Genomic DNA, 19,513 nt, shown 5'->3' with positions numbered 1-19,513 from the left:
CCACCTCCGATACAAAATAGTTAGTTAAAAATGGCCATGATGTGGCCCAGAATAATGCCTACTACGCCGAAGTCCGCGTCGCCAAACGTGGTGGCGTCCAACCCCATATCACCCATCATTGGCAAAAGAATGGCAGGGAGGAATGAAATCAGCAGACCATGGGCAAACGCCCCGATAACGGCGCCGCGACGCCCACCGGTAATGTTGCCGTAAACCCCAGCCGTTGCCCCGCAGAAGAAGTGCGGTGCCAGCCCCGGCACGATAACGCTCAAACCGAACAGTGGGCAGAGGAACATACTGAGCAGCCCGGCAACAAAGCTTGAGAGGAACCCGACGATGACGGCATTAGGTGCAAACGGGAAGACGGTTGGGCAGTCGAGCGCTGGTTTTGCGTCTTTCACTAATTTGTCCGCAATCCCCTTAAACGCTGGGACTATCTCTGCAATGACCATGCGTACGCCTGCCAGGATGATATAAACGCCAGCAGCAAAGGTGAGGGACTGAATAATGGCAAAGATAATGTAGTTTTGGCCCGAGCTCAGCGTCGTCTCGACAAAGGGTTTACCCGCCACGCTCACTAACACCAGGAAAAGAATCATCATGATGAGCGAGATGGATACCGAGGAGTCACGAAGAAAGTTCAGAGACTGAGGTACCTTAATTTCTTCAATGGAAGGGCTTCCCTTGCCGACCACTTTGCCAACCAGTGCAGAAACTAAATAACCGGTGGAGCCAAAATGCCCCAGGGCAAGATCGTCAGTGTGCGTAATTTTGCGGGTGAACGGTTGCAAAATGGCCGGGGAAATGACCATCATCGCCCCCAGAATGAGCGCGCCGATAGCGACAACCCAGAATCCTGATAACCCGCCTACGGATAAAATAACGGCCAGCATGGCGGCCATGTAGAGGGTGTGATGCCCCGTCAGAAAGATGTATTTTAATGGCGTGAAACGAGCAAGGACGATATTGAAAAGCATCCCTAAAACCATAATCATGGCCGTTGCTGTACCATAAATTTTCTGCGCCAGGGCTGCCATAGCATCGGTATTCGGCACGACGCCCTGGATATGAAACGAATGCTCAAATAGCTGGCTAAAGATAGTTAACGTATAGGCGACAATACCAGCGCCAGCCGTTAAAATAACAAAACCCATTATTGTTTTGAGTGTGCCAGAAATAACGTCTGATATCGATTTTTTTTGCAATAATAGGCCGGCCAGCGAAAATAACCCGACCAGAATTGCCGGTGTTCCTAGTACATCGTAAATAATAAACTGAAGCATAATAAACTCCACGAATCATATAAGAGTTGATTGGTTTTATTTCTGACTTTTATTTGGTTTATCGTTGCCCAGTAAATTACTTAACCGTACATTATTAATGGCGGCTGAATATTTGTTTAATATGATTTTCACCAGAAAGACTCTGCAAAAAAGAGCAGCATATCCCCGGTTTTTTCATTGAATCGATAATATTTATTTCATCGCTGTTAATCTGTTTCTATGCATGTGTTCTCCTGAGGCTTCAATAGGGTGAACTATAAACAGCCAAATAAAATACAACTGTGATCGATCTCGCAGAGTTAGCGCTAACAAATAAAAATGTTAAAAATTGAGTTACCGCTAACTAATCCGCAACAGGCGGATACCTACGAAGGGCCAGGGGGAATCAATACGAGAAGACGTTTGGACTGCCCTGGTTGAGAAGAGCAGGGGAGAGGGCATCAAATCGCACCGTGCGTAAAATATCTGACCATTAACCGTTTCAGCCGCCCCACCTTCCTTGAGCCAGTGCCGTTCTGGTGGTATCTTTTAGCGCTTTTTAAAAAATATCGACAACCTTTAAGGGGATTTTCGCAATGCGTATCATTCTGCTTGGCGCACCGGGCGCGGGTAAAGGAACTCAGGCACAGTTCATCATGGAGAAATATGGCATTCCGCAAATTTCCACCGGTGATATGCTGCGCGCGGCTGTAAAGTCCGGCAGCGAGCTGGGCAAACAGGCTAAAGACATCATGGACGCAGGCAAACTGGTCACTGATGAACTGGTTATCGCGCTGGTTAAAGAGCGTATCTCTCAGGAAGACTGCCGTAACGGCTTCCTGCTGGATGGCTTCCCACGCACTATCCCGCAGGCAGACGCCATGAAAGAAGCGGGCATCAACGTTGACTACGTTCTGGAATTTGACGTTCCTGACGAACTGATCGTTGACCGTATCATTGGTCGTCGCGTACACGCGGCATCTGGCCGTGTTTACCACATCAAATTCAACCCACCTAAGGTTGAAGGCAAAGATGACGTGACCGGCGAAGATCTGACCACCCGTAAAGACGATCAGGAAGAAACCGTGCGTAAGCGCCTGGTAGAATATCATCAGATGACCGCTCCACTGATCGGTTACTACTCCAAAGAAGCGCAGGCGGGTAACACCAAGTACGCCAAAGTTGACGGCACCAAAGCCGTAGCTGACGTACGCGCTGAACTGGCGAAGATCCTCGGTTAATCTCGTCCTTCCGGCACCGAGCGTGCCGGATGGCGGCGTGAACGCCTTGTCTGGCCTACATTATACCGTAGGCCGGATAAGCGCAGCGCCATCAGGTAAATTCTCCCTCTACCTCTCGCAGCAATTAGTTTTTCTTCCTCACTTTTCCGCTACAATTATCAACAATTTGAATCGATAAGAGGCGGTAATGCATCATAGTAAACCTGGTATTCTGCTGGTAAACCTCGGCACCCCCGATGCTCCAACGCCTGAAGCGATTAAACGCTATCTGACCCAGTTTTTAAGCGATACGCGCGTCGTCGATACGCCTCGTCTGCTGTGGTGGCCGCTGTTGCGCGGCGTCATTCTGCCGATTCGTGCGCCGCGGGTCGCCAAACTCTATCAATCCGTATGGATGGAAGAGGGCTCACCGTTGATGGTGTATAGCCGCCGCCAGCAGCGCGCGCTTGCCGCCCGTCTGCCTGATATCCCGGTAGTACTGGGGATGAGCTACGGTACGCCGTCGCTGCAAAGCGGTGTCGATGAACTGCTGGCGCAAGGCGTTGACCATCTCATCGTGCTGCCGCTGTATCCGCAATATTCTTGCTCGACGGTGGCGGCGGTGTGGGACGAACTGGCGCGAATTCTGGCAACCAAACGGGCAATCCCGAGCGTTTCGTTTATTCGCGACTACGCTACCGATCATGGCTATATTCAAGCGCTGGCCGCCAGCGCCCGCGCGTCGTTTGCCCGTCACGGCGAACCGGACGTGCTGCTGCTCTCCTATCATGGTATTCCGCAACGTTTCGCCAATGAAGGTGACGACTACCCTCAGCGCTGTCGCGATACCACCCGCGAGCTGGTCTCCGCGCTTGGCATCTCACCGGATAAGGTGATGATGACCTTCCAGTCGCGCTTTGGCCGCGAACCGTGGCTGACGCCTTACACCGATGAGACGCTGAAAATGCTCGGGGAGAAGGGCGTGAAGCACATTCAGGTGATGTGCCCGGGCTTCTCTGCCGACTGTCTGGAAACGCTGGAAGAAATTGCGGTGCAGAACCGTGAGGTGTTCATCGAAGCCGGTGGGCAGCAGTATGAATACATTCCGGCGTTGAATGACGACGAGGCGCATATCTCCATGATGGTGAATCTGACCGCGCGGTATACCTGATCGCAAGCAGGCGGAGGAGTGTGCTACTATTCCCCGCCTGTTAACAGCCATTCCAGAAATCACCATGAAATTTCCCGGTAAACGCAAATCCAAACACTATTTTCCGGTGGACGCTCGCGATCCGCTGCTGAAACAGATTCAACCTGAAAGTGAAACCAGTGCCTCCTGGGTTGTCGGTATCGACCAGACGCTGGTTGATATTGAGGCCAAAGTCGATGATGCGTTTATTGCGCGCTATGGCCTGAGCGCCGGGCATTCGCTGGTGATTGAAGATGATGTGGCGGAAGCATTGTATCAGGAGCTGGTACGCGAAAACCTGATCACCCATCAGTTTGCCGGTGGCACCATCGGCAATACTATGCACAACTACTCGGTACTTGCGGATGACCGCTCGGTGCTGCTGGGCGTGATGTGCAGCAACATCGAAATCGGTGGCTACGCCTATCGCTACCTGTGCAACACCTCAAGCCGTACCGACCTCAACTACCTGCAAGGTGTCGATGGCCCCATTGGCCGCTGCTTTACCCTTATCAGCGATTCCGGCGAACGTACCTTCGCCATCAGCCCGGGCCATATGAACAAGCTGCGCGCGGAAAGCGTGCCTGAATCGGTGATTGCCGGTGCTTCTGCGCTGGTGCTGACATCGTATCTGGTGCGCTGTAAGCCGGGCGAACCGATGCCTGAGGCGACCATGCAGGCTATCGCCTATGCGAAGAAATATGACGTGCCGGTGGTGCTGACGCTGGGAACGAAATTCGTAATCGCCGAGAGTCCGGAGTGGTGGCAGAGCTTTATCAAAGAGCACGTGTCGATTCTGGCGATGAACGAAGAAGAGGCGGAAGCGCTGACTGGCTTAGGCGATCCGCTTCAGGCGTCTGATAAAGCGCTGGATTGGGTGGATCTGGTGCTGTGTACCGCCGGACCAACCGGGCTGTATATGGCTGGCTTTACCGAAAATGAAGCTAAACGCAAAACGCAGCACCCGCTGTTGCCGGGGGCGATTGCCGAATTTAACCAGTACGAATTCAGCCGCGCGGTGCGCTTTAAAGATTGTCAGGAGCCGCTGCGCATTTACTCGCACATCGCGCCGTTTATGGGCGGCCCTGAGAAGATCATGAACACCAACGGCGCGGGCGATGGCGCGCTGGCCGCGCTGCTGCACGACATTACGGCGAATGCGTATCATCGTTCGAACGTGCCAAACTCCAGCAAGCACCAGCATAACTGGCTGACCTACTCGTCGCTGGCGCAGGTGTGTAAGTATGCAAACCGGGTAAGCTATCAGGTACTGAACCAGCACTCACCGCGCCTGACGCGCGGCCTGCCGGAGAAAGAAGATAGCCTCGAAGAGGCGTACTGGGAACGGTAAGATTATTATTCAGGCCTACGCAAACGTGTAGGCCTGATAAGCGTAGCGCCATCAGGCAATATCGGCGCACATTGCCGGATGGTGGCTTCGCCTTATCCGGCCTACGATAGAGCGACGAGTATTATCCGCTAACCGCCTCACTCAACGGCGGGTCGCTCAACAACCCCAGCATCGTTTTAGCAATTTCACGCTCGCCCATCACCACTTCATTGGCTCCACGCTCGCTGATATACGCCACTTCATCGTCGTAGTGCGCGCGGGCGATAATCTCAAGGTCCGGGCATTTCTCACGGGCGCTGGCGACAATTTCTCCGGCTTCGTAGCCGTTTGGAATGGTCAGCAGCAGCCAGCGCGCGCAGTCCAGATGCGCCAGGTTCATAATCTCTTCATTGGCCGCATTGCCCAGCACCGCACGAATGCCGCGTTCGCGCAGTTCGTCGACGCGGGTACGCGATGTTTCAATCACCACCAGTGGAATGCCCTGCGCCATCAGCTTCTCGCCCAGCAGGCTGCCAACGCGGCCGTAGCCGACCAGCAGCGCGTGGTTACAGATATCCACCGGGATTTGCTTCTCGTCTTCCAGCGCCTCTTCCAGCGTCTGTTCCTCAAGGGTTTCTGTTCTCTCGAGGTATTTTTCGAGCACTGAGAACAGCACCGGGTTGAGCATAATGGAGAGGATAGCGCCAGCGAGCACCAGGTTCTGCCCGGATTGCGGCAGCAGCCCCAGCGCCATGCCAAGACCGGCAAGGATAAAGGCGAATTCACCAATCTGCGCCAGGCTGGTGGCGATGGTCAGCGCCGTGCGCTGCGAGTGGCCAAACAGGCGCACCAGGCCGAAGGCCGCCAGCGATTTACCGAAGATAATGATGGCAAGCGTCGCCAGCACGGCCAGCGGCTGTTCAATGAGGATCAGCGGGTCAAACAGCATCCCGACGGAGACAAAGAACAGCACCGCGAACGCATCGCGCAGCGGCAGCGTATCGTGGGCAGCACGATGGCTCAGCTCAGACTCGTTCAGCACCATCCCGGCGAAGAACGCGCCCAGGGCGAAGGAGACATCGAACAGCTCAACCGCGCCGAAGGCAATCCCCAGCGCCAGCGCCAGTACCGAGAGGGTAAACAGTTCACGAGAGCCGGTGGCGGCGCTGCGGGAAAGGATCCACGGCACCAGACGGCGGCCAACCAGCATCATAATGGCGATAAACGCCACTACTTTGCCGATGGTGATTGCCATATCGACAGCCAGTGAGGCAAACCCGATATTCTCTTTTTCCATCATCCCGGCGACGGCTGGCAGCAGGACCAGCGTCAGCACCATCACCAGATCTTCAACAATTAGCCAGCCAATGGCGATTTGCCCGCGCTGACTATCGATAAGCTGTCGTTCCTCCAACGCGCGCAGCAGCACCACGGTACTGGCGGTAGAGAGACATAGACCAAAGACGATACCGGTCATGATTGACCAGCCTAAGAAGGTGGAGAGCAGCATGCCGAGCAACGTCGCGACGGCTATCTGCGCAATCGCCCCGGGGATGGCTATCGACTTTACCGCCATCAGATCCTTGAGCGAGAAATGGAGACCCACGCCAAACATCAGCAAAATAACGCCTAATTCCGCCAGTTCAGGGGCCAGTTTGGTATCAGCGACAAATCCTGGAGTAAACGGTCCGGCCAGTACGCCCGCTAACAAATATCCTACCAGTGGAGAGATTCTTAACTTATTGGCAATCATGCCAAGGAAAAAAGCGAGCACAAGGCCACCAACAATGGTGGTGATTAGCGGTGTGGCGTGATGCATTCCGTCTCCTTTCGTCGTGATGCGTGGTCCCATTTTTGGCGCAGAATGCCGAAACAGCCTGAAAACCAAAAAACCTCGTAATAGTTTATGACAATTTCGGTCATTTTGTTTGTGAATAATTCTTGAATTTAACTAAAAAATTGATTTTTTAGGAGTAGATGGCACAAAAGAGAAAATGGAATACGTAAAGTCAGAGAGGACGTGTGCTTGCGGGGAGGAAGGTGGCAGCCAAAATAAAGGTTTGGCTGCCTGAAAATCAGTGTTTCTGGCGGTTATCAGGTAGGAATATGGTCAACATCCCAATAAGCGGCAGGAAAGCACATATTTTATAAACCAGGTCGATACTGGTGTGGTCCGCAATCAGCCCGAGAACCGCGGCACCAAGGCCACCCATCCCAAAGGCGAAACCGAAGAACAGCCCAGAAACCATACCGATACGCCCCGGTAACAGCTCTTGTGCGTACACCAGAATGGCGGAAAACGCCGACGCGAGGATAAATCCAATGATCACCGTCAGAATACCCGTCCACCAGAGCGTTGCGTAGGGTAAAAGGAGAGTGAACGGTGCAACGCCGAGGATAGAGCCCCAAATAACATATTTACGCCCAATCTTATCGCCCACAGGCCCGCCAATTACGGTCCCCGCGGCAACCGCAAACAGGAAGGCAAAGAGGTGAATCTGGGCATTTTGTACCGATAATCCGAATTTTTGCATCAGATAAAAGGTGTAGTAGCTGCTAATACTCGCCATATAGAAGTATTTCGAGAAAATCAGCATCAGTAGGATGAAAACGGCGAGCACAACTTTGTTTTTCGGCAGCGGGTTGACGATAACCGCTTTCGGTTTGCCTTTCGCTAAACGATGCTGAGCAGCATACCAGCGGCTAACCTGCGCCAGCACGACAATCGCCAGCAGCGCAGCCAGTACGAACCAGGCCACGTTACCTTTGCCGTATGGGGCGATGATCACCGCCGCCAGCAATGGCCCCAGCGAGCTACCGAAGTTGCCGCCCACCTGGAAGATGGACTGCGCCAGCCCGTGGCGTCCGCCGGAGGCCATGCGGGCCACGCGGGAAGACTCCGGGTGGAATACCGACGAGCCGGTACCGACGAGTGCGGCGGCCAGCAGTACGGTGCCAAAGCTACCCGCGAGCGCCAGCAGTACCAGGCCGCTGAGGGTAAAGCACATACCCACCGGCAGTGACCACGGCATCGAGCGTTTATCGGTAATGTAACCGATGACCGGCTGGAACAGTGATGAGGTAAGCTGGAAGGTCAGGGTTATCATCCCAATCTGCACGAAGCTTAGCGAAAACTCCGCCTGCAACAGCGGATAAATCGCCAGGATCAACGACTGAATCATATCGTTGAGCAGATGGGAGAGGCTGATCGCTCCCAGAATACCAAATGAAGTACGACCCTTTTGCGAAGACGCAGATGGGCCAGGCCGCGTAGGGCTGGTTTCAGAAATTGCCATAGATTCCACTTGTAATTTGTAGTGCGATGTTGGGGGAAAACGCTTTAATAATAATTATCAGACTAAGATACCTGCCTACGACGTTTGAAGGAAGTCTCATTTCTGAAAACAAATTAGACTAATATTTCAGAGCATTGTAATTTCGCGGTTGTTATTCACTCAGGGAGAGAAACATGCAATTTGTTAAACGGGGCGTGGCGCTGGCGATGCTGGCAGCACTGTCTTTGGTCAGCTTACCTTCGCAGGCCTATCAGCAGGATAAAACCTACAAAATCACCATCCTGCATACTAACGATCATCACGGTCACTTCTGGCGTAGTGAATATGGTGAATATGGTCTGGCGGCGCAAAAAACGCTGGTGGACGGTATTCGTAAAGAGGTGGCGGCAGAAGGCGGTAGCGTACTGCTGCTCTCCGGCGGCGACATTAACACCGGGGTGCCGGAGTCTGACCTTCAGGATGCCGAGCCTGATTTCCGCGGCATGAACCTCGTGGGCTATGACGCGATGGCCGTGGGAAACCACGAATTTGATAACCCGATGAGCGTGCTGCGCCAGCAGGAAAAATGGGCAAAATTCCCGTTCCTCTCCGCCAACATTTATCAGAAAAGCACCGGCGAGCGCCTGTTTAAACCCTGGGCGATTTTCAAACGTCAGGATCTCAAAATTGCCGTTATTGGTCTAACCACCGATGACACCGCTAAAATTGGCAACCCGGAATATTTCACCGATATCGAATTCCGCAAACCGGCGGAAGAAGCGAAACTGGTGATTCAGGAACTCCAGCAAAAAGAGAAGCCGGACCTGATTCTGGCGGCGACCCATATGGGGCATTACGACAATGGCGAGCACGGTTCCAACGCGCCGGGTGATGTCGAAATGGCGCGCAGCCTGCCTGCGGGCGCGCTGGCGATGATTGTGGGTGGTCACTCACAGGACCCGGTTTGCATGGCGTCGGAGAATAAAAAGCAGGTCGACTACGTACCGGGTACCCCGTGTGCGCCAGACAAACAAAACGGCATCTGGATTGTGCAGGCACATGAGTGGGGTAAATATGTTGGCCGCGCTGACTTTGAGTTCCGCAACGGCGAGCTGAAGCTGGTGCACTATCAGCTGATCCCTGTGAACCTGAAGAAAAAGGTGACCTACGATAACGGCCAGAGTGAGCGCGTACTTTACACGCCACAAATCCCGGAAAACCCGCAGATGCTCTCGCTGTTGACGCCGTTCCAGAGCAAAGGTAAAGCACAGTTAGAGGTGAAAGTGGGCAGCGTGAACGGGCATCTGGAAGGCGACCGCAGCAAAGTTCGCTTTGTGCAAACCAATATGGGACGCCTGATTCTTGCTGCGCAAATGGCGCGCACTGGCGCTGACTTTGGCGTAATGAGCGGCGGCGGCATTCGTGATTCCATTGAAGCGGGCAATATCACCTACAAGAGCGTGCTAAAGGTGCAGCCGTTTGGCAACGTGGTGGTGTACGCTGACATGAGCGGTAAAGAGGTGACCGAGTACCTGACCGCCGTGGCGCAGATGAAGCCGGACTCCGGGGCTTACCCGCAGTTTGCTAACGTGAGTTTTGTGGCAAAAGACGGGCAGCTTCAGGACCTGAAAATCAAAGGTGAGCCGGTTGACCCTGCGAAAACCTACCGCATGGCGACCCTGAGCTTTAACGCCACCGGCGGGGATGGGTATCCGAAAATTGATAGCAAACCGGGATATGTGAATACCGGGTTTATCGATGCTGAGGTGCTCAAACAGTATATCGAGCAGAACTCACCGTTGGATGTGAATGCTTACGAACCGAAAGGGGAAGTGAGCTGGCAGTAAGGTTTGAGCCGTTCCCGGCGACGCTTCGCTTGGCCGGGCTACGTTCTATTCCCTCTCCCCTTTGGGGAGAGGGTTAGCGTGAGGGGACAACCTGCACCTATCAATCCCGGCGCGCAATATCCGCAAACGTCGCGCTAAGAATTTTCGCTAAATCGCCCGCAGCCAGTTCAATATCCAGCCCGCGTTTGCCACCGGAAACATAAATAGAGGCAAATTCCTGTGACGGCGCATCAATCACCGTTGGCAGACGCTTCTTCTGCCCCAACGGGCTTATACCACCCACCAGATAGCCGGTCACGCGCTGGGCGACCATCGGATCGGCCATGTCGACTTTTTTTGCCCCTAGCGCCTTCGCGACCTTTTTCAAATCCAGCTGCCCGGCGACCGGTGTCACCGCGACCGCCAGCTGTTTCATATCGCCGTTCATCGCAACCAGCAGCGTTTTATATACCTGGTCGGCATTCAGCCCCAGTTTACGCACCACTTCATCGCCAAAATTAGTTTCATTTGGATCGTGATCGTAGGTGTGGATGCTGAACGGGATCTTGTTCTTTTCGAGTAGCTTAACTGCGGGAGTCATAACGTTCCTTCTTACTGCAGACGTGATATGCACTCAGCATACGCCCTAAAACGGACTAAAAAATAGTATAATCTTGCGCAATAGGTATTGGCAGTTGCGGCAACTTTGAGCGACAATCGAGAGATCCGGAGTGCGAACTCCGGGATAATAATAATGATGAAATTCCTCTTTGACGGGCCAATAGAGATATTGGCCATTTTTTTATCTCAGCATCTGCGGCAGGTTGCCTTCCCCATACAAATGGAGCGCCCCCACGGCCACCACATAACGCCCTGGCGGCAGCGCCAGCAGCGCGTCACGCCAGGCTTCATTGCGTTTTACCATCAACACATCATACAGCGACTGGCTAAAGGTATTGGGCAGCGACGCCGTGCCGTTAGACGGTGGCTGCTCTAACCACCATCCGATCATCACCTGCAGCAGCCGGGCGTTGGTGTGCCAGTGGGTCAGCGTATCGTCGAGTAACGCCATTCCCCCGTCGGGAAGGTGACAGAGCAGGGCTATCTGGCTATCTGCTCCCTCCAGTTCCTGCACCGGCAGCGACGTTTCGCGCGCCGCCTGCAGGAGCTGATAATCAATACCGTAATCCGGGCGCAGCCCCAGCTTTTGTGCCTGGGTGGCCTGCAGCACCATGGCAACCTGCCAAAGCGGCTGGGTATCAAAGCGATACAGCGGCATTCCCAGTTCGTCGCTGAGTTTTTCCAACTGGCTGAACTGCGCTTCGCTGAGTCGTTCGCGAAGCGGTGGGTATTCCGGTAAATCGCTGAAAGGGGTCTCGTTACCGGAGATATCCGCTTCAACGATTAACGCATCGGCCTGACGAAGTTTTTTCAGCAGCTTAGCGGGAAGCGGCGCCATGTCGCGCGTTCCCATGTGAATGCTGCCCACCAAATGCAGATAGCGACCGCCGGGGAGTATGACGTCCAGCGCGGGCCAACTGTATGGGGAACCGCGCAGCGTGTGCCACAGACGTTGTAGTTGATTTAACAGGCTCATCCGCGCTCCCTGGAAGGAAAATCTCATGCTAGCGCGATGGGGGGAAAGGTGCAAACGCGTCCCTCCCGGTGGCGGGAGGGACGGTGGGTTACTGTTTAGGTTTGAAGCGCAGCAGGCGGTTAGCGTTACTCACAACGGTAATCGATGAGAGCGCCATCGCGGCCCCCGCAACCACCGGGTTTAGCAGCGTTCCGGTCAGCGGCCAGAGGATCCCGGCGGCAATCGGGATACCCAGCGAGTTATAGACAAATGCCCCGAGCAGGTTCTGCTTCATATTACGCAGCGTGGCGCGAGAAATCGCCAGCGCATCGGCGACCCCGACCAGGCTATGGCGCATCAGCGTAATCGCCGCGGTTTCAATCGCAACGTCGCTGCCGCCGCCCATGGCGATACCTACATCGGCCTGCGCTAACGCTGGCGCATCGTTGATACCGTCACCGACCATTGCCACTTTTTGGCCCTGCGCCTGCAAATCTTTAATCGCCTGCGCTTTACCGTCCGGTAGTACGCCAGCAATTACCTCATCAATACCCGCTTCTTTGGCAATCGCGTTGGCGGTGACGGGATTATCCCCGGTCAGCATCACCAGGCGGTAGCCTTCACGGTGCAGACGTTGCAGCGCGGCAACGCTGTCACTGCGCAGCGGGTCACGAATGGCGAACAGCGCGGCGGCTTTGCCGTCGATTGCCAACAGCACCGGGGTTGCGCCCTGTGCGGCTTGTTGCGCCATTTCATCATCCAGCTCGCGGGTGACGACCTGATGTTCATGCAGCAGCGCCTGGTTGCCGAGCAACAGGGCATGTCCGTCACTTTCGCCGCTAACTCCAAGCCCACGCAGGGTGCGGAAGGCATTAACCTGCGGCAGTGATTTCTCGGCGGCTTTCTCCACAATAGCGCGCGCTAATGGGTGGTTCGAGCCCTGTTCCAGCGCGGCGGCCAGACGCAGCGCGGTGGCTTCGCTCATTGCGCCCAGCGTTTTTACCGCAACGACCTGCGGTTTACCTTCGGTCAGCGTGCCGGTTTTATCAAACACCAGCGTGGTGAGCTCGCTGGCGCGCTGCAATGCATCGGCATCACGTACCAGCACCCCGTACTCTGCGGCGCGGCCGACACCGGCAATAATCGACATCGGCGTTGCCAGGCCCAGCGCACAAGGACAGGCGATAATCAGCACCGTCGTGGCGATAACCAGAGTGTAGACAATCTGCGGTGCCGGGCCGAAGAAGTACCAGATGGCGGCGCTGAAAATGGCAATGGCGACCACCACCGGCACGAACACGGCGGAGATTCTATCCGCCAGTTGGCCGATTTCAGGCTTACTGCTTTGTGCCTGACGCACCATCTTAATAATGCGCGATAGCGTGGTGTGGCTACCAACAGCGCTTGCGCGGAACTGGACTGAACCATCTTCGACCACGGTACCGGCGTGAATGCTATCGCCATCGCCTTTTTGCTGCGGGATAGGCTCACCGGTCAGCATCGCTTCATCAAACCAGGCTTCGCCCTGGCTAATTTCACCGTCAACGGGGACGCGGTCGCCGGTAGCCAGGCGCAGGATCATCCCCGGCTGAACGTCGGCCAGCGGCACGGTTTTTTCACCGTCTTCCGTCACCACGCGGGCGGTTGGCGGCGTCAGGTCGAGCAGTTTTTCCAACGCCCGGGAGGAGCGCTGACGTGCACGCGCCTCCAGCATATGCCCCAGATTTATCAGACCGATAATCATGGCGCTGGCTTCGTAATAAAGGTGGCGGGCTTCCATTGGGAACCACTGCGGCCACAGGTTGACGCTCATCGAGTAGAGCCATGCGACGCCGGTACCTAAGGCGACCAGGGTGTCCATCGTGGCGGTACGGTTCTTCAGGCTTTTCCATGCGCTGGTGTAAAAGTGACCGCCGGCAAAGACCATCACCGCCAGGGTGATTAAGCCGATGACCAGCCACAGGGAACGGTTATCGTCGGAGACCATCATGTTGTCGCCAATCATGCCCCAGACCATCACCGGGATACCGACCAGCAGGGCGACGATCGCCTGCCAGCGAAAACGCTTCATGGTCGCGAGGGCGGTTTCCTGCTGACGCTCGCGGCGCTTGAGGTCATCCTCAATCGCTTCCGCGCCGTATCCCGCTTTTTCTACTGCCTGAACTAAATCCCCGGCGGAGGCGCTGCCCATAACCAGGGCCGTGCGCTCCGCCAGGTTTACCCGTGCCTGTACGACGCCCGGTACGGCCTGCAACGCATTCTGTACCCGGGAAACGCAGCTGGCGCAGCTCATACCGTTGATCAGCAATTGTTGGCTGTCATCCAGTTCCTGTGCTGCCGGAAGCTCAGGGGTGGCCGCTGTCAGTGCTTCCGACGGGAGTGATGACTCTGCCAGCGGTTTAGCCTTTGGGTGGCTTAACTCCGCACCATAACCGGCTTGCTTAATGGTTTCGATAAGCGCGTCAGCGCTGGCGCTGCCGGTCACGTGGGCGGCTTCGATAGTCACTTCCGCATGGTCAACGTCAGGGCGTTGTTCCAGGCTCTCTTTCACGCGTTTTACGCAGTGGCCGCAGGACAGACCGTCCAGGGCTAGATCGATGGTTTGAGACATATCACTTTCCTCAATAATGGATGACCAAATTCACCTTATGGTCTACAGTTGTGAAGGTTAAACCTTCCAGCAAGGGGAAGGTCAAGGGGGAAATGTGAATATCAGTGATGTTGCCAAAAAAACCGGCTTAACCAGCAAAGCGATTCGCTTTTATGAAGAGAAGGGGCTAGTCACGCCGCCGCTGCGTAGCGAAAACGGCTACCGCAGCTACACGCAGAAACACCTTGATGAGTTTACGCTACTGCGTCAGGCACGACAGGTCGGGTTTAATCTCGAAGAGTGCGGCGAGCTGGTGAATTTGTTTAACGATCCAAAGCGCCACAGCGCCGATGTGAAAGCCTATACGCTGCAGAAAGTCGCGGACATCGAGCGTCATATCAACGACCTGCAGGCGATGCGCGATCAGCTGCTCTCGCTGGCAGAATCCTGCCCGGGAGATGACAGCGCCGATTGTCCGATTATTGATAATCTCTCCGGCTGCTGTCACCGTAAAACCCTGGCCTGATGCCTAGCGAGGAGGGGAGAGCCTGATTCGCAGGACGATCCCTTCCACCGCAATCACCTCGACTTTGCTGCCAGCGGGTAGATCGTCATCGGCGGCAACCGGCCATGAGCTATCGCCAACGCGCATATGGCCGCGACCGTTCACCAGCGTGCTATCCAGCGTAAAGCGCTGGCCCAGCAGCTGTTGACCGCGCTGGTTAAGCTGGCCTTCTGACGGGCGCTGACGGCTTGTTCGTTGAGTCAGCCACTTCCACCATAGCCAGGCCGCCAGCAGCGTCAGCACGGCAAACAGCGCGCCCTGCCATTCCCAACCGATCGGAAGCAGCCAGGTAATGGCGCCGGTGACCGCCGCCGCAATGCCGCTCCACAGCAGGTAGCCGCTGCCGCCGAGCATTTCAGCAACCAGAAGCAACCCGCCAAGGCTTAGCCAGAAGAGATGCGGGTGCGAGAGCACCAGCGCAATCATGATGATTTCCGTTCGCTGGCGCTGTCTTTAATCAGCTCGGCGATCCCGGCGATTGAGCCCATCAGACTGCTAGCATCCAGCGGCATCATGACCACTTTGCTGTTATTGGCGGAGCCAATCTGCTGCAGCGCGTCGGTGTATTTCTGCGCCACGAAGTAGTTCACCGCCTGAATGTCACCGGCGGCAATGGCTTCAGATACCATCTTCGTTGCTGTAGCTTCAGCTTGCGCAGAACGTTCACGCGCTTCTGCCTGCAGGAACGCCGACTGACGCTCACCTTCAGCGGTAAGGATCTGCGCCTGTTTTTCACCTTCGGCTTTAACGATTTGCGCCTGGCGAATCCCTTCTGCTTCCAGAATATAGGCTCGCTTAGTACGTTCCGCCTTCATCTGCGCGTTCATAGCGTCGATAAGCTCAGCCGGTGGGCGGACATCGCGAATCTCGATACGGGTGATTTTGATGCCCCACGGATTCGTTGCTTCATCAACGATATGCAGCAGACGCGTGTTGATGTTGTCACGCTGGGAGAGCATTTCGTCGAGCTCCATCGAACCGAGGACGGTACGAATGTTTGTCATCGTCAGGTTGATAATGGCCAATTCAAGATTGCTGACCTCATAGGCCGCTTTTGGGGCATCAATGACCTGAATAAAGCAAACGGCATCAATTGAGACGTTGGCGTTATCTTTGGAAATCACTTCCTGGGAAGGGATATCGAGCACCTGCTCCATCATATTGATTTTGCGGCCGATACGATCCATAAACGGCACGACCAGGCTTAAGCCCGGATGCAGGGTTTTGGTGTAGCGGCCAAAGCGTTCAACCGTCCACTGGTAGCCCTGAGGCACAACTTTGACACCCGCCGCGACAATGACCAGCGCGACGAAGATAAGAACCGGGATAAATATCAGCATAAAACCTCCTGTTTAACTGTCCGTAACCTCTTCAAGTATATCGGCTATGCGGGGGAAATTCGCCCCCTGAAATTAATTGGGGTTACACTAAGGGCACAAAAGTCAGCATCAGGACACATTAAAGCAATGAAGGAAAATAGCGCGATTTTACAACTTGAACAGGTGAGCTTTCGTATTGGCGAGAAAACGGTCCTTGATAAGATTAATTTAAGCGTAGCCCCCGGTGAATTTAAGCTGATTACCGGGCCCTCCGGCTGCGGCAAAAGCACCTTATTAAAAATTATCGCCTCGCTGCTTTCACCTACCGATGGGAAGATTCTCTTTGAGGGGAAGGATATCAATGCACTTACGCCGGAAGCCTATCGCAAGCAGGTTTCCTACTGCGCACAAACCCCGGCGCTGTTTGGTGATACGGTTTACGACAACTTTATTTTCCCGTGGCAGATTCGCCATAAAAATCCTGAACCGGATCGTTTTCTGACGCAGTTGGCGCGCTTTGGCCTGCCGGAAGAGACGCTGTCGAAATCGATTAACGATCTCTCCGGTGGCGAAAAACAGCGGGTGTCGCTCATTCGTAACCTGCAATTTTTACCGAAGGTGCTGCTGCTGGATGAAATAACCAGCGCGCTGGATGAGCAAAACAAAAAGAACGTGAACGAGATTATTCATCAGTACGTGCGCGAGCAGCAGATTGCCGTGCTGTGGGTGACGCACGATAAAGATGAAATTAGCCATGCGGATGAAGTGGTGACGCTGCCTTCGCATCAGGAGGCGGTCAATGAATAGCGAACATATCATCACTAACCAATCGCTGGCGCTGTCGATGGTGCTGGTACTGGTGGCCATCCTGGTGAGCTACCGGGAAAAGCTGGCGCTGGAAAAAGACATTATCTGGAGCATCTGCCGGGCGGTGGTGCAGCTGATTATCGTCGGCTACGTGCTGAAATATATCTTCAACGTTAATCACGCGGTGCTGACGCTGTGCATGGTGCTGTTTATCTGCTTCAACGCGGCGTACAACGCGCAAAAGCGCAGTAAGTATATCGATAAAGCCTTTGTGTCATCGTTTATCGCCATTACCACCGGCGCGGGGCTAACGCTGGCGGTGCTGGTGTTCTCCGGCTCCATTGCCTTTGTGCCGATGCAGGTTATCCCTATTTCCGGGATGATTGCCGGGAATGCGATGATTGCTGTGGGGCTGTGTTACAACAACCTGGGGCAGCGCTTTAGCGCCGAGCAGCAGCAAATTCAGGAGAAGCTGAGTCTGGGAGCTACGCCGAAAATGGCTTCCGCACGCCTGATTCGCGAAAGTATTCGAGCGTCGCTGATCCCGACCGTGGATTCGGCAAAAACTGTGGGGTTGGTGAGTTTGCCGGGAATGATGTCCGGGCTGATTTTTGCCGGTATCGACCCGGTCAAAGCGATTAAGTATCAGATTATGGTGACGTTTATGCTGCTCTCAACCGCCAGCCTGTCGACCATTATTGCCTGCTATCTGACCTACCGGAAGTTTTACAACGCCCGCCATCAGCTGGTGGTGACGCAGCTGAAGAAACGCGCGTAGCGTGAGATTTTCCGGGGTCGCTTCGCTAGCCAGGGCTACCAAAACGTAGCCCGGCCAAGCGAAGCGCCGCCGGGAATCACACCATTAGTACAGCAGCGAATACAGCTGGCGACGATACTTCGACGCCAACGCATCACCGGTACCGAGCGCCGCCAGAATTTCCTGCAGCATTTTGCGCGCCTGACCATCGGCCGCGCCTAAATCTTTACGCAGGTGGCTGAACAGCAGCTCCAGCGCCTCTTCGTTACGGCCCACCTGATGCAGCTGAAGCGCCAGCTTCGAGGCCAGCGCGGCATCTTCTGGGTTGGCCTCTACTTCTTGCTGCAATTGCTGAATTTCCGGCGTATCTGCTGCCTGCTTCAGCAGCTCAATCTGCGCAACCAGCCCCTGATAGCGGGTGTCCTGGTCCTGCAACGGAATGGTTTTCAGCACCGCTTCTGCCTCTTCTGAACGGTTAAGCGCAATCTGCGTTTCCGCCAGCAGCAGGCCAATCTGGCTGTCCTGACCGGAGAGCTGCCAGGCATCTTTCAGCAGCGGCAGCGCGTCGGCATGGTTGCCTTCCTGAATCAGCGCCAGCGCCTGCTGTGCTTTCAGCTCTTCTTCACGCGGCAGCACTTTATCGAGCAGCGCGCGAATCGCCTCTTCCGGCTGTGGGCCCTGGAAGCCGTCAACCGGCTGGCCGTTCTGGAACAGATAAACGGTCGGGATGGAGCGCAGGCCAAACTGAGAGGCGACCATCTGCTCGGCGTCGCAGTCGACCTTCGCCAGAATAAATTGACCGTTGTACTGCGCGGCCAGATTTTCCAGCACCGGCGTCAGCTCCAGACAGTGCTGGCTACGGTCGGACCAGAAGTAGAACAACACCGGTGTGGTAACGGATTGCTCCAGCGTCTGGTGGAGATTAGCTTCGGTAATGTTGACGATATTCTGTACGGACATAGGTCTTTCTCTGTAGTCGGTTTGTATTCGAGATGGGGGCAAAAGCGTCGGCTTCAACTTAGCCCTGCAGAATTTTGTCCATCGCACGACCCGGCAGCAGGCGTTTCAGCCAGCCAACCGCGTGGGTGACCAGGGTGACCGGATAGCGTAATTTCGGCTTATCGCTGATAAACGCATGGCGCACTTTCGCCACCACCGCATCCGGGCCAAGGGTGAAGCGTGCGGCAATGCCGGGATTCTCCACCGGCTTATCGCTGGTCTGGTTGACGTTCTCGGTAAAGCGGGTGCGAATCGGGCCGGGTTCAATCAGGCTCACCTTCACGCCCGTATGGCGCAGCTCCATGCGCAGCGCGTCTGACCAGGCTTCCAGCGCGTATTTGCTGGCGGCATAAGCACCGCGGCCCGGCGTAGAGATAAGCCCCATCACCGATGACGTCATGACTATACGGCCTTCGCCGTGCGGGATCATCGCTGGCAACAGGCGCATGGTTAGCTGGTGGACGCCGAAAAAGTTGGCGGAAAACTGCTGCACCATTTGCGCGCGGCTGATGCTCTCCAGCGGCCCATAAACGCCATATCCGGCGTTATTAAACAGACCAAACAGACGATTGTTGGTCAGTGCGATCACCTGCTCCGCGGCGTTATCGACGCTTTCCGGGCTGTCGAGGTCGAGCAATATTCCGGTAAACCCCATGCCGTTCATGCGCTTCACATCATCGGGTTTGCGGCAGGCGGCCAGTACGCGAAAACCCTGGCGTTTCAGTTCTAACGCGCTTTCGAGGCCAATCCCGCTGGAACATCCTGTAATTAAGACCGATTTTTGCATAACTTTACCTG

At 55.1% G+C, this 19,513-nt stretch carries 17 protein-coding genes; 7 read left to right on the top strand and 10 right to left on the bottom strand.

The annotated features are described in order from the left end of the window. Positions 1 to 20 precede the first annotated feature (20 nt). Positions 21 to 1,283 carry a PTS ascorbate transporter subunit IIC gene (locus MY052_RS18000; protein WP_248537567.1) on the bottom strand — a complete coding sequence of 421 codons (1,263 nt, stop codon included), beginning with the start codon at positions 1,281 to 1,283 and terminating at the stop codon, positions 21 to 23. Positions 1,284 to 1,858: 575 nt separating this feature from the next. On the opposite strand from MY052_RS18000, the gene adk reads away from it, so the two are divergent. The 3 genes from adk to MY052_RS17985 all read left to right on the top strand — a co-directional run bounded on the left by adk (position 1,859) and on the right by MY052_RS17985 (position 5,022). Further along, positions 1,859 to 2,503: an adenylate kinase gene (gene adk, locus MY052_RS17995; protein ID WP_035891831.1), complete on the top strand. Its 645-nt coding sequence runs from the start codon at positions 1,859 to 1,861 to the stop codon at positions 2,501 to 2,503. Positions 2,504 to 2,690: 187 nt separating this feature from the next. Beyond that, positions 2,691 to 3,653, top strand: a complete 963-nt coding sequence (hemH, locus tag MY052_RS17990) for a ferrochelatase (protein WP_248537566.1) — start codon at positions 2,691 to 2,693, stop codon at positions 3,651 to 3,653. A gap of 64 nt (positions 3,654 to 3,717) precedes the next feature. After that, positions 3,718 to 5,022, top strand: coding sequence for an inosine/guanosine kinase (locus MY052_RS17985; RefSeq protein ID WP_248537565.1), 1,305 nt, complete (start codon positions 3,718 to 3,720; stop codon positions 5,020 to 5,022). 121 nt (positions 5,023 to 5,143) lie between these two features. Here the strand turns inward: MY052_RS17985 and ybaL are convergent, their stop codons facing one another. After that, positions 5,144 to 6,820 (bottom strand): YbaL family putative K(+) efflux transporter, encoded by a 1,677-nt coding sequence (gene ybaL, locus MY052_RS17980; protein WP_035891827.1) that lies wholly within the window; start codon positions 6,818 to 6,820, stop codon positions 5,144 to 5,146. 256 nt (positions 6,821 to 7,076) lie between these two features. Continuing rightward, complete coding sequence (locus MY052_RS17975) at positions 7,077 to 8,297, bottom strand: MFS transporter (RefSeq protein ID WP_035891826.1); 1,221 nt, start codon at positions 8,295 to 8,297, stop codon at positions 7,077 to 7,079. Positions 8,298 to 8,470: 173 nt separating this feature from the next. On the opposite strand from MY052_RS17975, the gene ushA reads away from it, so the two are divergent. Continuing rightward, the gene (ushA, locus tag MY052_RS17970) at positions 8,471 to 10,123 is read left to right on the top strand and encodes a bifunctional UDP-sugar hydrolase/5'-nucleotidase UshA (RefSeq protein WP_202216299.1); all 1,653 of its coding nucleotides are present in this window, start codon (positions 8,471 to 8,473) and stop codon (positions 10,121 to 10,123) included. 100 nt (positions 10,124 to 10,223) lie between these two features. Here ushA and ybaK read toward each other — a convergent pair whose 3' ends face one another. The 3 genes from ybaK to copA form a co-directional block, all read right to left on the bottom strand. Continuing rightward, positions 10,224 to 10,703 carry a Cys-tRNA(Pro)/Cys-tRNA(Cys) deacylase YbaK gene (ybaK, locus tag MY052_RS17965; RefSeq protein WP_202216298.1) on the bottom strand — a complete coding sequence of 160 codons (480 nt, stop codon included), beginning with the start codon at positions 10,701 to 10,703 and terminating at the stop codon, positions 10,224 to 10,226. A 201-nt stretch (positions 10,704 to 10,904) separates the two neighbouring features. Further along, positions 10,905 to 11,699: a TraB/GumN family protein gene (locus MY052_RS17960; protein WP_123650044.1), complete on the bottom strand. Its 795-nt coding sequence runs from the start codon at positions 11,697 to 11,699 to the stop codon at positions 10,905 to 10,907. Positions 11,700 to 11,787: 88 nt separating this feature from the next. Beyond that, the gene (gene copA, locus MY052_RS17955) at positions 11,788 to 14,289 is read right to left on the bottom strand and encodes a copper-exporting P-type ATPase CopA (RefSeq protein WP_248537564.1); all 2,502 of its coding nucleotides are present in this window, start codon (positions 14,287 to 14,289) and stop codon (positions 11,788 to 11,790) included. A gap of 94 nt (positions 14,290 to 14,383) precedes the next feature. On the opposite strand from copA, the gene cueR reads away from it, so the two are divergent. Then, on the top strand, positions 14,384 to 14,794 hold the full coding sequence (gene cueR, locus MY052_RS17950) for a Cu(I)-responsive transcriptional regulator (RefSeq protein WP_035891815.1): 411 nt from the start codon (positions 14,384 to 14,386) through the stop codon (positions 14,792 to 14,794). Between the two features lie 3 nt (positions 14,795 to 14,797). On the opposite strand, the gene MY052_RS17945 is transcribed toward cueR, so the two are convergent. Next, a complete protein-coding gene (locus MY052_RS17945; protein WP_035891814.1) occupies positions 14,798 to 15,259 on the bottom strand; it encodes an NfeD family protein in 462 nt (153 codons plus the stop codon). Then, positions 15,256 to 16,173, bottom strand: a complete 918-nt coding sequence (locus MY052_RS17940; protein WP_035891812.1) for an SPFH domain-containing protein — start codon at positions 16,171 to 16,173, stop codon at positions 15,256 to 15,258. Before MY052_RS17940 ends, MY052_RS17945 begins: the two co-directional genes overlap by 4 nt. A 126-nt stretch (positions 16,174 to 16,299) precedes the next feature. Between MY052_RS17940 and fetA the strand changes: the two genes are divergently transcribed. Both fetA and fetB read left to right on the top strand, forming a co-directional pair. Next, positions 16,300 to 16,959 (top strand): iron efflux ABC transporter ATP-binding subunit FetA, encoded by a 660-nt coding sequence (fetA, locus tag MY052_RS17935; RefSeq protein WP_248537563.1) that lies wholly within the window; start codon positions 16,300 to 16,302, stop codon positions 16,957 to 16,959. Further along, entirely contained in the window at positions 16,952 to 17,737 is a 786-nt protein-coding gene (gene fetB / locus MY052_RS17930) for an iron efflux ABC transporter permease subunit FetB (protein ID WP_035891808.1), read from the top strand. The genes fetA and fetB overlap by 8 nt, the downstream gene beginning before the upstream one ends. 84 nt (positions 17,738 to 17,821) lie before the next feature. Here fetB and MY052_RS17925 read toward each other — a convergent pair whose 3' ends face one another. Both MY052_RS17925 and MY052_RS17920 read right to left on the bottom strand, forming a co-directional pair. Then, positions 17,822 to 18,676, bottom strand: a complete 855-nt coding sequence (locus MY052_RS17925) for a co-chaperone YbbN (protein WP_035891807.1) — start codon at positions 18,674 to 18,676, stop codon at positions 17,822 to 17,824. Positions 18,677 to 18,734: 58 nt separating this feature from the next. Next, positions 18,735 to 19,502, bottom strand: a complete 768-nt coding sequence (locus MY052_RS17920) for an SDR family oxidoreductase (RefSeq protein WP_035891880.1) — start codon at positions 19,500 to 19,502, stop codon at positions 18,735 to 18,737. Between the last annotated feature and the right edge of the window lie 11 nt (positions 19,503 to 19,513).

The sequence above is a fragment of the Kluyvera ascorbata genome, assembly GCF_023195735.1.
Lineage (GTDB): Bacteria > Pseudomonadota > Gammaproteobacteria > Enterobacterales > Enterobacteriaceae > Kluyvera > Kluyvera ascorbata.
The sequence above is the reverse complement of the archived record's forward strand: the minus strand, read 5'-3'. Positions and strand labels throughout refer to the sequence as shown.